Below are 16,106 nucleotides of genomic sequence, written 5' to 3' on the forward strand. Positions count from 1 at the left end.
GGAGGGATCACGTATGAATATTCGTGCCCAACGTGTCGCCGAGCAAATGCGTAAAGAAATTACAGACGTCTTGTTACGGGAAGTCAGTGACCCGCGCACTAAAAACGCTACAATCACGAGCGTTGACGTGACGGGGGACTTACAGCAAGCAACGGTCTATTATACGGTGCTCGGTGATGAGGAAGATGTGAAAGCAGAAACGCAAGCAGGTCTCGACAAAGCGAAAGGATTTATCCGTCGCGAAATCGGGAACCGCATCCGTCTTCGGAAAACACCAGAAATCTCGTTTGAATACGACTCATCAGTCGCATATGGTACGCATATCGATTCATTGATTCGTGATTTGAACAAAGATCAATAAGTAGAAGGGGAGACGTCGTTCTCCCTTTTTTTATATGGAGGGATGAAATTGGAACCGAACGGAGTGCTCGTACTCGATAAGGATCGTGGCATGACAAGTCATGACTGCGTATTTAAATTACGAAAATTGTTTCATACGAAAAAAGTGGGTCATACGGGTACGCTTGACCCGGAAGTGACGGGCGTATTACCCATCTGTTTAGGACGAGCGACAAAACTCTCCCGCTTTTTGACGGATGAAGGGAAACGTTATGTGGCCGAAGTGACGATTGGGACCGCGACGATGACTGAGGACGCTCATGGTGAGGTCGTTGAACAGAAGGTGATTGCAGAAAACGAATTGGATGAAGACCAAATCGATGAAGTGATGAGTCGACTGATCGGGATCATTGAACAGGTTCCACCGTACTACTCGGCGGTCAAAGTGAATGGGAAGAAACTGTATGAGTACGCGCGAAAAGGACAAACGGTCGAACGTCCCCGTCGCATGGTCGAGATACATCGTTTGGAACGCACAAGTGCGTTGACGTTTGAAGACGGTGTGTGCCGATTCCGAATGGAAATCGATTGTGGGAAAGGGACGTATATTCGAACGCTCGCTGTACAAATCGGGGAGAAGCTCGGTTACCCTGCCCACATGAGTGAACTTCGTCGCACGAGCTCAGGGTCGTTCGAGGAAAGCGGTGCGGTATCGCTCGATGCCTTACAAGCATTCGACACAGTCGAGGAGCGAATGGCACATGTCGTGCCGCTTGAGGACGTGATCAAGCGTTGGCCGGCCATTACAATTCCAAAGAATAGAGAACGTTATATTCGGAACGGTGGGAAACTGAACGGCATTTCGCTCGAATTTGATTTATTTACTGTCTATAATGAAGAAGGAATCCCTCTTGCTTTATATCGAAGACAAGATGGAACGACAGACGCTACAGTCGAGGTCATGCTGGCCATCGACTAAGGGGGAATTTTGACAGTATGGAAACAAGACATCTCACTTATCCAGATACACCAGACGCGTATCCATCCGTCATGGTACTCGGCTTTTTTGATGGTGTCCATAAAGGGCATCAAGCTGTGATTTCACATGCCAAACATGTGGCAGCTGAACATAACCTTCCGGTGACGGTCGTCACGTTCGACCCACATCCGAAGCAAGTGCTCTCAAATAAACCGGATGCAGTGCGCTATATCACGCCGTTATCCCGAAAATTGAAACGCATTGAAGCGCTCGGGGTGGAACGTTGTCTCGTCTTAACGTTTACAAAAGAATTGGCTGGACTTTCTCCGCAACAGTTTGTTGATGATTATTTAATCGGCGCGGGGGCTGTACATGTGACGGCAGGATTTGACTATTCGTATGGCAAATTCGGAGAAGGGACGATGGAGACGCTGCCTTATCATGCGCGTGATCAATTCACAACGTCTGTCGTCACAGAACAGACGAGGCATGGAGAAAAAGTGTCTTCAACCCGAATCCGTAAGTTATTGGCAGAGGGGCAAGTCGATGAGGCCCACGAACTACTCGGTGCTCCCTATGTCATCTGTGGTGAAGTTATACATGGAGATGCTAGAGGACGTACAATTGGATTTCCAACAGCGAACGTCTTGATGGATGCTTCTTATGTCATGCCACGTCTAGGTGTTTATGCGACACGAGTCAAGCTTCAAGATGGTCGGACGTTCTATGCTATGACAAATGTTGGACGTCGCCCGACGTTTTACGAGACGGGAGCGGTCTCCGTCGAAAGTCATCTGTTTGATTTTTCAGAGGATTTATATGGGCAAGTCATTGAAATCGAATGGATTCAATTTATCCGTAACGAACGCGCATTTGATGGCTTGGATGCATTGGTCGCACAGCTCAAACAAGATGAGGTGTCGGCCCGTTCAATCCTATCTTGACTTTCAGGAGCGTGTACGCTATCCTTGTCAAGTACGCAAAGTACACCGTTTCGCTTGGCTGGACGATTCACCAACGCCGGCTCGGCAACGCGGCAATTTTTTATTAAATGGAGGTGGAGAGGCAATGGCACTCTCAAAAGAACGTAAAAACGAAATTATCGCGGATTTCGCGACAAAACAAGGTGACACTGGTTCACCGGAAGTACAAGTGGCAGTGTTGACTGAACAAATCAACACATTGAACGACCACCTTCGTACACACAAGAAAGACCACCACTCACGTCGCGGTCTCTTGAAAATGGTTGGACGTCGTCGTAACTTGCTTACGTACCTTCGTAACAAGGACGTTACGCGCTACCGTGAATTGATTCAACGCCTCGGTCTCCGTCGTTAATCGATTGAGACTGTTCAACGGGCTGGGACAACGTCCTAGTCCGTTTCTTCTTTTTTAAAGGAAAATGATTAGACATTCGTAGGAATGAGTTACATAATAAACTAGATAAGGTTTGAGAGGAGAATGTACATGTTAGGTACGAAACAAGTATTCTCTACAGAATGGGGCGGACGCCCATTGTCTGTAGAGGTCGGTCAACTTGCGAAGCAAGCAAACGGCTCAGCACTCGTTCGCTATGGTGACACGGTCGTCCTTGCGACAGTAACAGCTTCAAAAGCACCAAAAGATTTAGACTTTTTCCCATTGACGGTCAACTATGAGGAGAAACTTTACTCGGTCGGTAAAATTCCAGGTGGATTCCTCCGCCGTGAAGGTCGTCCAGGTGAAAACGCGATTTTGACATCGCGTCTCATCGATCGTCCAATTCGTCCACTCTTCCCAGATGGATTCCGTCATGATATTCAAGTCATGATTTATGTCATGTCGAACGACCCGGATTGTTCAGCTGAAATGGCGGGAATGCTCGGTACGTCGATCGCACTCTCGATTTCAGACATCCCGTTCGATGGCCCGATTGCTGGAGCGACGGTCGGACGTGTTGACGGTGAGTTCGTCGTTAACCCGACGACAGCTCAGCTCGAACAGACGGACCTCGAACTCCAAGTCGCCGGAACGGCAGATGCGATCAACATGGTTGAAGCAGGCGCGAACGAAGTACCGGAAGACGTCATGCTCGAGTCAATTCTGTTCGGTCATGAAGAAATCAAGAAACTAGTTGCGTTCCAATCAGAGATCGTAGAGGCTGTTGGGAAACCGAAGTTCGAATACACGGTATCGAAATTTGATGACGCCTTAACAGAAGAACTCGAGGCGGCTCGTCCAGAAATCAACGCCGCGGTCCAAGTCGAAGAAAAACATGCACGTGACGAAGCAATCAATGAAGTGATCGCTAAATACGTAGCTGCCTATGAAGAGACGCTCGCCGATGAACCAGCCAAGTTGAAAGAAGTGTCTGGCATTTTGAACAAATTCGTTAAAGACGAAGTCCGCCGTTTGATCACGGTCGACAAAGTTCGTCCGGACGGTCGTCGCCCGGAAGTCATCCGCCCGCTCGCATCAGAAACTGGCTTATTGCCACGTGCACATGGTGTTGGTCTCTTCACACGCGGTCAAACGCAAGTCATGTCGGTGGCAACGCTTGGCGTGATTGGTGACGCACAAATCATCGACGGAATCGGTTTGGAAGAGAATAAGCGCTTTATGCACCACTATAACTTCCCGCCGTTCTCAGTCGGAGAAGCACGTCCGGTCCGCGCACCAGGTCGTCGTGAAATTGGTCACGGGGCACTCGGTGAACGAGCACTTCTGCCGATTATTCCGAAAGAAGCAGACTTCCCGTACACGATTCGTCTCGTTTCGGAAGTACTCGAATCAAATGGCTCGAGTTCACAGGCGTCAATCTGTGGATCGACGCTCGCTTTGATGGATGCAGGTGTGCCAATCAAAGCGCCGGTCGCTGGAATCGCCATGGGTCTCATCATGGAAGGTGAACACTACACGGTCTTGACAGATATTCAAGGACTTGAAGATCACCTCGGCGATATGGACTTCAAAGTTGCTGGAACAAAAGACGGAATCACGGCTCTTCAAATGGATATTAAGATTGCGGGAATCACGCGCGAAATCTTAGAGGAAGCTCTTGAGCAGGCACGTGCTGGTCGTCTACACATTCTTGATCATATGCTTGAAACGTTAGAGGCACCACGTACGCAACTATCGAAATATGCACCGAAGATTGTGACGATGACAATCAATCCGGATAAAATCCGCGACGTCATTGGACCGGGTGGTAAAATGATCAACAGCATCATCGATCAAACTGGTGTCAAAATTGACATTGAACAAGATGGTACAGTATTCATCGCCTCGACCGACCAGGAAGGGATCGATCTTGCCATGTCATTGATTGGGGATATCGTTCGCGAAGTCGTCGTTGGGGAAGTATTCGACGCAACGGTTCGCCGCATCGAGAAGTTCGGCGCATTCGTCGAGCTCTTCAAAGGAAAAGATGCACTCGTACACGTTTCAGAGTTCAGCCTTGAGCGTGTTGCGAACGTCGAGGATGTGGTGAAACTCGGTGATACGATTCAAGTCAAAGTCACAGAAATCGATGATAAAGGTCGTGTCAACGCATCACATAAAGCGCTCATCTTAGAAGGATTGTCTCCTGAAGAGCGTGAGGCTTACGAAGCGAAACGGAAGGCTGCACGTGAAAGCCGTCCACCTCGCGAAGGCCGTCCGCCACGTCGTGACGGGGACCGTCGTCCACCGCGCTCGACAAATTAATTATTCTGGCCATCGTCTTGGTGCGATGGCCTTTTTCATAGGAGTGAGAACATGGAATGGATGACACTAGAGAACGGTGTACGCATCATCATCGAACCAATCGAGGGTTCGCACAGCACTTCAACCGGTGTGTTTATTAAAGCCGGGACACGCACGGAATCGTTTGAAAATATTGGCATCAGCCATTTGATTGAGCATATGTTGTTCAAAGGAACGAAAACGAAAAATGCAAAAGAGATTGCTTCTTTTTTCGATGAACTTGGTGGAAGTGTCAACGCCTTCACCTCGAAAGACCATACGTGTTTCTATGTGAAGACGCTCGATGAACATGCGGTCATGGCGCTTGATGTGTTGACGGATATGTTGTTCGAGTCAGTGCTTGACGAAAACGAACTCGAAAAAGAAAAACGTGTCGTCGTGGAAGAAATTAAAATGTACGAAGACACGCCAGAAGATCTTGTGCACGAATTACTGGCTATCGCGGCATATCGGGATGACCTACTCGCCCAACCAATTCTTGGAACGGAGGAGAGTGTCAATCGATTGACACGAGACCAACTCGTTGACTATTTGCAAGAACGCTATACAGCAGAAGAAATTGTCGTCTCGATTGCAGGGAATATATCTAACGAGTTGATTGATGCCGTGAAGGGTAGGTTTGCCAACATCCCTTCTAGGGAATCTTCGAAACAACTCAATCAACCGGAGCTATTCCATGATACCGTGACAAAACAGAAGGAAACAGAACAGGCGCACCTATGTTGGAACTATGGAGCAATTTCAGCGACGGATGAACGGTTACCACACTTGGCACTGATGAATAACGCAATCGGCGCGACGATGTCCTCGAGACTGTTTCAGTCGATTCGTGAAGAGGAAGGCTTGGCCTATTCAATCTACTCTTACTACACGACATTCGCTGATCATGGCACCTTTACCATCTATGTCGGAACATCATCCGATACGTTAAAGCAAGTCGAAGTCATTCTCGAAAGAGAGTTAACCCGACTCGTCGAAGAAGGATTGACGGATGAAGAGGTGGATAAAGGCAAGCGGCAATTGAAAGGTTCTCTCGTGCTTGGAAACGAAAGCTCGAGCGCACGTATGAATCGCAATGGACGAAACTTGCTCTTACTTGACGAAGTTGAACCGATTGAACACGTGATTCAAAAAGTGGAACGCATCGAAGTCGAAGAGGTCAATGCATTGATTCGTGAAGTGCTTCAACAGCAACCAGCGAAATCATATGTCCTCCCAAACGAAGGGTGACTTGAAACCGAATTGTAAGTTCTCTACACTGATTAAGAGGTATTCTTTAGTGTGGATAGGATACAGGTGAAAGAAGGGAAAGACTTGAACTTAACGGATTTAGTGAAGACGATACAACTAATTAATCAACCAAATCTTGAAGGCATCATAGTGACGCATGTGACGACCGATTCGCGAGAAGTGGTTCCGGGAACGTTGTTTGTCGCCATCAAAGGTTATACGGTCGATGGCCATGAATACGCGGCGCAAGCGGTGAAACGAGGAGCGGTAGCGGTTGTCAGTGAACGCCCACTCGAGCTAACGGTTCCAAACTTAATTGTACGTGATAGCTCACGTTCAGTCGGACTACTGGCTTCAGCTTTTTATCAGTATCCCTCTGAACAGATGCGACTGTTCGGGATTACGGGAACTAATGGGAAAACAACGACGACGACGATCTTACGTGATGTTCTTGACGTCCTTGGGCACTCGACCGGATTGATTGGAACTGTCGAAGTACGTATTAATGACAACATTGTTCCAAGTAAAAATACAACGCCTCAAAGTTCAGAGCTTCAACAGTTGCTTGCACAAATGCGTGACGAAGGCGTGACTGATGTCATGATGGAAGTATCATCACACGGCCTTGAGCTCGGTCGTGTCATCGGAACGGATTTTGACATCGTAGGATTCACAAATTTGACGCATGACCACTTGGATTTTCATGGTACGTTCGAAAACTATGCGCGTGCGAAAGGATTGCTTTTCGCACAACTCGGTCAAATGGCTTCACGGGGAAAAGTAGCCGTCTTGAACGCAGACGATGCCCAAAGTGCGCACTACGAAACGATGACCGGTGCTAAAGTATTGACATATGGAATCGATACGCTAGCGGACTTGATGGCATCGGACATTGAACAGACACTCTCTCAGACGAGTTTTGTGTTGAACTACCAAGGCATACGTCTCCCGGTGACCGTACAGTTTATCGGTCGGTTCAACGTATACAATCTGTTGCTTGCGACAGGTTGTCTTCTCGCTGCCGGATATTCGCTTGAGAGAATCGCTGAAGCACTTGAAACGATTCATCCTGCCAAAGGACGAATGCAACGCCTAGACGTCCCGGGTTATAATGTATACGCAGACTATGCGCATACACCAGATGGAATCGAACAGTGTTTGAAGTCCCTTGTTGGCGTACCAAAAGAGAAGATTGTCTTTTTAATTGGGACCGGTGGAAACCGTGATGTCACGAAACGCCCGGCGATGGGTGAGATGGCATCGACCTACGCTGGAACCGTCATCATCACGACAGATGATCCACGCTTCGAAGCTTACGAATCCATCACGAACGGCATCGCGGCTGGAATGACTCATGACAGTTATGTCGAGATTGGTGATCGTGAAGAGGCAGTTCGTTATGCGGCAAGTTTAGCCAAAGCGGATAATATCATCGTATTAGCAGGAAAAGGGCATGAAAAGTATCAGATTATCGGAAATGAAAAGTTGCCGCTCGATGAAGAGGCGATTGTCCGAGCAACCATTTTGAATACGGAGGAATCGTGATTTATGGCAGTACAATCAATTACGTTGACAGAAAAAGAACATGACGACTTCGTCAAAACGCATGACCGTGGTGATTTATTGCAACTGTCGAGTTGGGGAGATGTGAAGCGCCAAAATGGATGGACATCAGAGCGCATCGCTGTAGCGCGTGATGGAGCGACGACCGGTGCCGCACTTCTTTTATTTAAACGTGTTCCAAAATTACCATTTACTTTATGTTATGCACCTCGTGGTTTTGTCGTGGACTATGACGACTTGGCATCTCTTCAAGCACTTGTGAATGAAGCAAAACGTGTTGCGACGGCACATAAAGCCATCGTGATTAAAATTGACCCAAATATTGATCGTGACGAGATGCCTGGTCTATTGACGGAAATGGATGCGATTGGATTTAAACATAAAGGCTATGGTGGCGGATTTGACTACGCACAGCCCCGTTTCACGATGGAAACAGATTTACGTCCAAGCGAGAAAGATATTTTTGCGAAATTCCATCACAAGTTCAGATATAATGTTCGGTTAGCTGAAAAGAAAGGCATTGTCTGTACAGAAGTCGATCGTGATGGACTCAAGACGTTCGCTAATCTGATGAAAGTGACAGGAGAGCGTGATGGTTTCGCCACTCGAGGTCTCGATTATTTTGAAAACCTATATGATTGTCTACAACCGAATGATGCCCGTCTATTTTTAACCAAACTTGAGCCGAAAATTGCGCTTGAACAGCAACAAGCAACACTCGAAAAAGCGAAAAAAGAGTTGAGTAAAATCGAACGGGGGTTAGAGAAGGAGACGCTCGAAAAGAAACGAACGAGCCTTCTTAACCGCAAAGAGCAGACAGAAGCGCAAATTCAAAAAGCCGAACAAGCGTTACCTGAGCTCGTTGAACTAGACCAGACATATCCGAATGGAATCGTCTTGTCGGGTGGGTTATTGACACTTGCAGGACGTCGCTCGTATTACTTATACGGTGCCTCATCCAATGAATTCCGTGAATTCATGCCAAACCACTTGATGCAGTGGACAATGATGAAGGCAGCTAAGGAGAGCGGTGCAGAGCGATATGACTTCGGTGGAGTATCGGGAAGTACTGACCCAAATGATGAATATGCAGGTCTATATGCCTTCAAGTCTGGATGGGGAAGTGACATGATTGAGAAGGTCGGGGAATTTGATCTCGTCTTAAATCGTCCTTTCTATATGGCACTCGAAAAAGGTTTGCCAATCCTTAAAGGATTACGTAAACGGTTAAGAAGATGAGATGGACAGGTGTGTTATCACTTGCGATGGTCGCCTTCTTGATTGGAATTACGCTAGCTTATTTTTATATGCAACCTGAACCGGTACCATGGGTGGACGAACCTACGTTTGAGGCGGATATGTGTGTGCGGAACAAAGAGGCGGAGGACGCCGTGTTAGCGAGGACAAAGATTGAATTTGATCGTTTACATCCACAAGTCGTGAATCGAGGAGTCTCGTTCATACGATTAGCGCAATCTTGTCTAGACCTTGAAGTACGACTCACATCAGGATATCGCTCGGCGAAGGAACAAAATACTTTGTATGCACAAGGTCGGTCTGAACCAGGACAAGTTGTGACGAATGCCAAAGCGGGTCAAAGTTATCATAACTATGGACTTGCGATTGATTTCGTCATTATCCATAACAACAAGGCGGACTATGATTTGAACACTGACCGCAATCGAAATGATGTACCAGATTGGCAAGAACTCGGGGAATTAGGGAAGGCGCTTGGCTTCGAATGGGGCGGTGACTGGAACTCATTTCCGGACTATCCTCACCTCCAAATGGACTTTGGCTTGTCAATCCGACAACTTATCGCAGGGAAACGACCTGACAAAGAAGCGGTTGTACCGATTGCCGATGCACTAAAGCCTCTATTAGATTGAACGGAAATGTTGGCAATGAAGCCGTTTTCCGCTACAATATTCAGTAGCGATAAGGGGACGAAACAGAATATGAATCAATTAGGAGGTTTTTGTTAGTGTCTAAAAAGAAGACAGAGAATATTAGCGTCTTTGCGCTTGGAGGCGTAGGCGAAATCGGGAAGAACATGTACGTCGTGGAGCTAGACGACGACATCTTCGTCATCGATGCCGGACTCATGTTTCCAGGCGATGAGATGCTTGGGATTGACATTGTCATCCCAGACATCACCTATTTAAAAGAAAACAAAGATCGCGTACGAGCAATTTTCATCACACACGGTCACGAAGACCATATCGGTGGACTCAGCTACGTGCTACGCGATTTGAAGCACGTTCCGGTATACGGAACGAAATTAACTCTTGGGTTGATTGAATTGAAATTAAAAGAGGCTGGTTTGTTAAAAGAAGTCGACCTTCGCATGATTGACGCCAAAACGAAATTGACTATCGCTGATCATTTCATCACATTCTTCCGCGTCAATCACTCGATTCCCGACTGTGTCGGTGTTTGTATTCAAACATCTCAAGGTGCAATCGTCCATACCGGAGATTTTAAGTTTGATTATACACCGGTCGACGGTAAGCAATCCGACTTTAACAAGTTAGCGGCGATTGGACAACGTGGGGTTCTCGCTCTACTTTCAGATTCGACAAATGCAGAGCGACCGGGACAAACTGGTTCTGAATCGCTCGTCGGTGCTGAATTGAACGACGTCATCTATCAAGCCGAAGGCCGTGTCATCGTGGCATCGTTCGCATCGAACGTCCATCGCTTGCAACAAGTATTCGCGGCAGCGGAAGCAAATGACCGTAAAGTGGCGGTTGTAGGTCGTAGTATGGTCAATATCGTCGAAGTTGCTCAAAAATTAAACTACCTTCGTTTCAAGGCGAAGACACTCGTCGAATTGTCGCAAGTGAATCGACTGCCGGATAATAAAGTCGTCATTTTAACAACGGGATCTCAAGGAGAGCCAATGGCAGCATTGACTCGTATGGCACGTAATGCGCACAAACAAGTCAACATTCGTTTGAACGATACGGTTGTCATTGCCGCTACTCCGATTCCTGGGAATGAGAAGTCAGTTTCGAAGACGATTGATTTATTATTCCGCTCTGGTGCGAACGTCATTTATAACCAACGTAAAGTTCACGTATCAGGGCACGGTTCGGCAGAAGAGTTGAAGTTGATGCTCAACCTCGTCAAACCGAAATACTTCTTACCGATTCACGGTGAATATCGTATGCAAATGGCGCACTCAAAACTTGCTGAACAAGTAGGCGTAAAATCAAACAATATCTTCATCGTTGAAAAAGGTGATGTCGTTGAGTTTACAGGTCGAAAAGCCCGGATGAGCCGAAAAGTTCCTGCTGGTAATGTCTTGATTGACGGAATCGGCGTCGGCGATGTCGGAAACATCGTTCTTCGTGATCGTCGATTATTGTCACAAGATGGAGTTGTCCTTTGTGTCGTCACATTGAATCGAAAACAGAAGAAATTGATTTCAGGACCTGAACTCATCTCACGTGGATTCGTGTATATGCGAGAGTCGGAAGAGATGATTTCAGAGGCAAACCGTATTGTCACGAAACAGATTGAAAAGAGTCTGCAAGCTGGCAGTGACTGGACCGAATTGAAATCAAATATCCGCGAGCGACTAAGCGTCTTCTTGTTTGAACAGACGAAACGTCGTCCGATGATCTTGCCGATCATCATGGAGATTTAATGGAATGTGAGTGAGGCAAAAGTCATCCGACTTTTGCCTTCTTTTTTTAGGAGGGACTATAGTGGCACAAAAAACAAGAAAGACTCCCGTGAAGCGTAAACGACCTGCGCCACGAAATACGAGAAAACGAAAAAAACAACCGATTGCGCCACGTACATACGGATGGGGAATTTTTGTTCTTTCCATCGTTGCATTCGTATTTGCCTTCTTTAATTTAGGCTGGATTGGTCAACAGTTGTCCGAGCTGTCCGAATATATTTTTGGTGGTTGGGGTGCGCTTACTTATTTGATGGTAGCCGTCATCTTATGGGTCGTGCTCAATTCAATGAGACTGATGGAACGAGCAGGTTTACTCAATATGACCGCCTCACTCTTGTTGTTCGGTGACTTATTGTGGGGAGAAGAGCGTGGTAGAGTCAATGGTGCTTTATATGATTTAAATCAATATTTGTTTTCTGATTTTGGTCTCGTCTTTTTAGGCGTCGTGTTCTTCGTTGTCGGAGTATCTCTGTATGTGCCGACAGTTTGGGGGAAGCTGTACCATCGAATGAGTGAATCCGTTGCAGCTGTGAAGAAAGAATGGCAAGCACGACCAAAAACCGAGAAGAAGCAAGCCTCGAATCGAACACGTACTGCACAACAAAATCAAAAGGTGTTACATACGGAAAGAGAGGCAGCATCTGAATCAGAGTCAGACACCGTCACGATGAATGACATCCCGATTGTAGGATTTAGCGAGAAAGTTGTGGCAGAAAAGAAAGATGCTGAAACGGAAACACCCCAATCTACGGAAACTGATGCATCCAGCACGACAGAAGAGATGATGATGACTGCAGCTCAAGATGTCTCAGATACTTATGAACTCCCTCCTTTTTCAAACTTAAAGGAGCCGGTAATCACTGATTTATCGGGAGAAAATGCGCGCTTGAAAGAGAATGCGGCAAAACTCGTGAAAACACTAAAGTCATTTGGTGTCGGAGTCAAAGTGTTAAAGATTCATCTCGGACCAACCGTTACGAAATATGAGTTACAACCAGATATTGGTGTGAAAGTAAGTCGAATCACCTCGTTAAGTGATGATTTAGCACTTGCACTTGCTGCTAAAGATATCCGAATTGAGGCACCGATCCCAGGGAAGGCGGCCATCGGTATTGAAGTACCGAACCAGGAAGTCGCTCCGGTGTGCTTACGAGAAGTGCTTGAAGCAGATCCAGTCAAACAAGACGATTCAAAATTGCTCGTCGCTCTTGGTCGTAGTATCAGTGGGGAGACCGTCGGAATCTCACTTAACAAAATGCCGCATTTGCTCGTCGCGGGATCAACAGGTTCAGGAAAATCAGTTTGTATCAACGGCATGATCGTATCCTTGTTGATGCGTTCTCGACCTGATGAGGTCCGGCTCATGATGATTGACCCGAAAATGGTCGAATTGAATGTATATAACGGTGTTCCTCACTTATTGACTCCGGTTGTCACAGACCCGAAGAAAGCCGCTCAGGCACTAAAACAGGTAGTTGCCGAGATGGAACGACGTTATGAACTATTCAGTCGATACGGGGTACGCAACATTGAAGGGTATAATGAACTCGTCAATCAATCAGACGATGAAGATGCGAAACGTCTACCGTTCATCGTCGTTATCGTCGATGAACTAGCAGACCTGATGATGGTCGCATCAAATGATGTCGAAGATGCGATTATGCGACTTGCGCAAATGGCTAGGGCTGCAGGTATTCATATGGTTCTCGCTACTCAGCGCCCATCGGTTGACGTAATCACCGGGGTCATCAAGGCGAATATCCCATCACGGATTGCATTTGCGGTCTCTTCTCAAACCGATTCGCGAACTATTCTTGACGGAGGGGGAGCAGAGAAATTGCTCGGACGTGGGGATATGCTGATGCTTGCGAACGGTATGAACAAACCTGTCCGTATTCAGGGAGCGTTCGTCTCCGACCAAGAAGTCGAGATGGTCGTCAATCATGTCATCGCACAGCAACGAGCGCAGTATGTGGAAGCGATGATGCCGAAAGAGGAAGAAGTGACGACAATCGACTCGGATGATTCATTGTTCGGAGAAGTCGTTCAATTCATTGTCACTCAGGAAACGGCATCGACATCGATGATTCAGCGAAGATTTCGAATCGGGTATAATCGGGCTGCCCGATTGATCGATTCGCTTGAAGAAGCCGGTTACGTGGGGCCGTCAGAAGGTTCGAAACCTCGAAAAGTGTTCATTCAAGAACGAGAAGAATAATAAAAACGAACGATTATATATACTAATATATAATCGTTCGTTTTTTAATGGTATACATAGAATGCGGAAATATTAGCGATAATTAAAGAAGTTCGTTATAATAGAAATGTAATATAGCACATATGACCTATATTATTTAATAATGCATACTTTAAAAAAACCTTGAAACGCTTACATATTTTAATAACGTTTTCATTTTACAAAGTTTTTTCAAACATGAAAGAAAAGAGTAAAATGGACTCAGTGGTACGGTTCAACACGATTAAAAAAAATATTTCCCTGATTCCGAACAAAAACTATTGCGTTCTAATTCTCGAATCCCTATACTTAATATTGGCAAGGACATTCATACGTCAGATGTCTGAGCACTGGTAAGTAAATTAAAGGTGGTGAGGCCAATGTCGATTAAGCTCGATCATCGATTGCTCTATCTTCGAGTAATTGAAAAAATTAAGCAAGATATCGACGCTGGTGTCTATCGGGAAGGCGAAAAGTTACCTTCGGAATTCGAACTTTCGAAACAACTTGGAGTCAGTCGAGCAACACTTCGTGAGGCACTCCGAATTCTCGAAGATGAGAAATTCGTGGTGCGAAAGCATGGGGTAGGGACATTTATCAGTTCCAAGCCGCCGTTTACATCAGGAATTGAAGAGTTATTCAGTGTCACTGATATGATTACGCGTGCGAAGATGACACCAGGAACGAAAGTATTGGTGGCCGAGAAGGTGTTGGCAACAGAGAGAGAAGCCGATCGTCTCAAGATTGAGCCGAACTCACCGATTTATCGAATTGTTCGAATTCGATATGCGGATGACACACCGGTCGTATATTGTGTCGATAAAGTGCCGGCCCATCTCGTCTCAAATCCTGAAACATTGACTGAAGGGAAGTCATTGTTTGATGCTCTTGAAAAAGAGGTAGGACGTCGAGTCGCGTATGCGATTACGCATATTGAGCCGAGCGTCAGCTCTGACATATCGTCACAACTTCAGACGGACCAACCGTTACTCGCTTTAAAGCAATTGCATTACGATGAGAGTGATTTACCATTGCTCGATTCGGCCAACTTTTTCCGAGCAGATCGATTCGATTTCCATGTCGTACGTAAACGAGTGTAAAACGACCAATTTTTTTGACGGAAAGGGTTATTTTTGGGGAATAGCGTGAAAGCGCTTTCTTATACCGGTGTAAAGACTACTGATGACATGACAACAAAATTTGTTATGAACCGAAAGGGGAAACACGACGATGATGAACAAAAAGAAAACGATTCTCTCAGCTTTAGCAGCAGGACTCACACTCTCTACAGTACTCGCGGCTTGCGGTGGCGATGACAACGAAGGTGGCTCATCTACAAACGGTGAAGGCGGAGAAGGTAGCGACTTCAAAGTAGCGATGGTTACTGATACCGGCGGTGTAGATGACAAATCGTTCAACCAATCTGCATGGGAAGGGTTGAAAAAATTCGGTGAAGAAAACGACTTGACTGAAAACGAAGGATATAAATATCTTCAGTCAGCAAAACAAGCAGACTATCAGCCGAACTTACAGCAATTGGCACGTGATAACTTTAACTTGATCTATGGAATCGGCTTCTTGATGGCAGAAGATATTGGTAAAGTTGCAGAACAATTCCCTGACAACAACTTTGCAATCGTCGATATGGTTGTTGACGCTCCGAACGTTGCTTCAATCACTTTTAAAGAACAAGAAGGTTCGTTCCTCGTAGGTGTTGTTGCTGGTCTTACGACTACAACTGACAAAGTTGGATTTATCGGTGGGGTAGAGTCAGATTTGATCAAGAAGTTTGAAAATGGATTTAAAGCTGGTGTAATGGCTGTAAACCCTGATGCGACAATCGATGTGAAATATGCTGAAGACTTCAACTCAGCTGAAAAAGGAACAGCAATCGCTTCAGGTATGTACGGTTCTGGTTCTGACATCATTTATCATGCAGCTGGTGGTACGGGTGTAGGGGTATTCACAGAAGCGAAAAACCGTAAGAAGAACGGCGAAGATGTTTGGGTTATCGGGGTTGACCGTGACCAGTATGAAGAAGGACTTCCAGAAAACGTCACACTTACATCAATGGTTAAACGTGTAGATACAGCTACACTTAAAGTTTCGAAGATGGCAATGGACGGGGAGTTCCCAGCTGGTGAAATCGTTGAGTTCTCTCTTAAAGACGAAGGTGTAGGAATCGCGCCAACTTCTGAAGAAAACGTTGCTGCTGACGTTCTTACGAAAGTTGACGAGTATCGTCAACAAATCATCGACGGCGAGGTAGTTGCACCAGCAACTGACGCTGAGTTCGAAGAGTTCATGAAAACAGTAAAATAATTCATTTGAGTATAGGGGGGACC

Annotated in this window: 13 protein-coding genes; all 13 read left to right on the plus strand. The window is 46.2% G+C overall.

Annotated features, from left to right (window positions below; genetic code table 11):
* The first annotated feature begins 13 nt into the window (after positions 1-13).
* The 13 genes from rbfA (at position 14) to KNO95_RS02740 (ending at position 16,083) form a co-directional block, all read left to right on the plus strand.
* Positions 14-361 (plus strand): 30S ribosome-binding factor RbfA, encoded by a 348-nt coding sequence (gene rbfA / locus KNO95_RS02680; RefSeq protein WP_026826209.1) that lies wholly within the window; start codon positions 14-16, stop codon positions 359-361.
* Between the two features lie 42 nt (positions 362-403).
* Positions 404-1,318 (plus strand): tRNA pseudouridine(55) synthase TruB, encoded by a 915-nt coding sequence (gene truB, locus KNO95_RS02685; protein ID WP_251129229.1) that lies wholly within the window; start codon positions 404-406, stop codon positions 1,316-1,318.
* Between the two features lie 17 nt (positions 1,319-1,335).
* Complete coding sequence (locus tag KNO95_RS02690; protein ID WP_214878238.1) at positions 1,336-2,262, plus strand: bifunctional riboflavin kinase/FAD synthetase; 927 nt, start codon at positions 1,336-1,338, stop codon at positions 2,260-2,262.
* A 124-nt stretch (positions 2,263-2,386) separates the two neighbouring features.
* The gene (rpsO, locus tag KNO95_RS02695; protein ID WP_026826206.1) at positions 2,387-2,656 is read left to right on the plus strand and encodes a 30S ribosomal protein S15; all 270 of its coding nucleotides are present in this window, start codon (positions 2,387-2,389) and stop codon (positions 2,654-2,656) included.
* Between the two features lie 129 nt (positions 2,657-2,785).
* Complete coding sequence (pnp, locus tag KNO95_RS02700; RefSeq protein WP_026826205.1) at positions 2,786-5,002, plus strand: polyribonucleotide nucleotidyltransferase; 2,217 nt, start codon at positions 2,786-2,788, stop codon at positions 5,000-5,002.
* Between the two features lie 51 nt (positions 5,003-5,053).
* Entirely contained in the window at positions 5,054-6,271 is a 1,218-nt protein-coding gene (locus tag KNO95_RS02705) for a M16 family metallopeptidase (RefSeq protein WP_214702228.1), read from the plus strand.
* A gap of 51 nt (positions 6,272-6,322) precedes the next feature.
* Positions 6,323-7,816 (plus strand): UDP-N-acetylmuramoyl-L-alanyl-D-glutamate--2,6-diaminopimelate ligase, encoded by a 1,494-nt coding sequence (locus KNO95_RS02710; protein ID WP_353048110.1) that lies wholly within the window; start codon positions 6,323-6,325, stop codon positions 7,814-7,816.
* A gap of 3 nt (positions 7,817-7,819) precedes the next feature.
* The gene (locus KNO95_RS02715; protein WP_026826202.1) at positions 7,820-9,073 is read left to right on the plus strand and encodes a lipid II:glycine glycyltransferase FemX; all 1,254 of its coding nucleotides are present in this window, start codon (positions 7,820-7,822) and stop codon (positions 9,071-9,073) included.
* Positions 9,070-9,723 carry a M15 family metallopeptidase gene (locus tag KNO95_RS02720; RefSeq protein ID WP_214702227.1) on the plus strand — a complete coding sequence of 218 codons (654 nt, stop codon included), beginning with the start codon at positions 9,070-9,072 and terminating at the stop codon, positions 9,721-9,723. Before KNO95_RS02715 ends, KNO95_RS02720 begins: the two co-directional genes overlap by 4 nt.
* Positions 9,724-9,818: 95 nt before the next feature.
* Complete coding sequence (locus KNO95_RS02725) at positions 9,819-11,486, plus strand: ribonuclease J (RefSeq protein ID WP_026826200.1); 1,668 nt, start codon at positions 9,819-9,821, stop codon at positions 11,484-11,486.
* A gap of 61 nt (positions 11,487-11,547) precedes the next feature.
* Positions 11,548-13,743 (plus strand): DNA translocase FtsK, encoded by a 2,196-nt coding sequence (locus KNO95_RS14385; RefSeq protein WP_214702226.1) that lies wholly within the window; start codon positions 11,548-11,550, stop codon positions 13,741-13,743.
* 398 nt (positions 13,744-14,141) lie between these two features.
* Positions 14,142-14,861, plus strand: a complete 720-nt coding sequence (locus tag KNO95_RS02735) for a GntR family transcriptional regulator (protein ID WP_026826198.1) — start codon at positions 14,142-14,144, stop codon at positions 14,859-14,861.
* A gap of 133 nt (positions 14,862-14,994) precedes the next feature.
* Positions 14,995-16,083 (plus strand): BMP family lipoprotein, encoded by a 1,089-nt coding sequence (locus KNO95_RS02740; RefSeq protein WP_214702863.1) that lies wholly within the window; start codon positions 14,995-14,997, stop codon positions 16,081-16,083.
* The last annotated feature ends 23 nt before the right edge of the window (positions 16,084-16,106 follow it).

It is taken from the genome of Exiguobacterium sp. ERU653, assembly GCF_018617775.1.
In the GTDB taxonomy this organism is placed as follows: Bacteria; Bacillota; Bacilli; order Exiguobacteriales; family Exiguobacteriaceae; genus Exiguobacterium; species Exiguobacterium marinum.

Bases quoted from the DNA above. Each gene is read 5' to 3' on its own strand.
- rbfA (WP_026826209.1), top strand. From the start codon at position 14: ATGAATATTCGTGCCCAACGTGTCGCCGAGCAAATGCGTAAAGAAATT.
- truB (WP_251129229.1), top strand. From the start codon at position 404: ATGAAATTGGAACCGAACGGAGTGCTCGTACTCGATAAGGATCGTGGC.
- KNO95_RS02690 (WP_214878238.1), top strand. From the start codon at position 1,336: ATGGAAACAAGACATCTCACTTATCCAGATACACCAGACGCGTATCCA.
- rpsO (WP_026826206.1), top strand. From the start codon at position 2,387: ATGGCACTCTCAAAAGAACGTAAAAACGAAATTATCGCGGATTTCGCG.
- pnp (WP_026826205.1), top strand. From the start codon at position 2,786: ATGTTAGGTACGAAACAAGTATTCTCTACAGAATGGGGCGGACGCCCA.
- KNO95_RS02705 (WP_214702228.1), top strand. From the start codon at position 5,054: ATGGAATGGATGACACTAGAGAACGGTGTACGCATCATCATCGAACCA.
- KNO95_RS02715 (WP_026826202.1), top strand. From the start codon at position 7,820: ATGGCAGTACAATCAATTACGTTGACAGAAAAAGAACATGACGACTTC.
- KNO95_RS02720 (WP_214702227.1), top strand. From the start codon at position 9,070: ATGAGATGGACAGGTGTGTTATCACTTGCGATGGTCGCCTTCTTGATT.
- KNO95_RS02735 (WP_026826198.1), top strand. From the start codon at position 14,142: ATGTCGATTAAGCTCGATCATCGATTGCTCTATCTTCGAGTAATTGAA.
- KNO95_RS02740 (WP_214702863.1), top strand. From the start codon at position 14,995: ATGAACAAAAAGAAAACGATTCTCTCAGCTTTAGCAGCAGGACTCACA.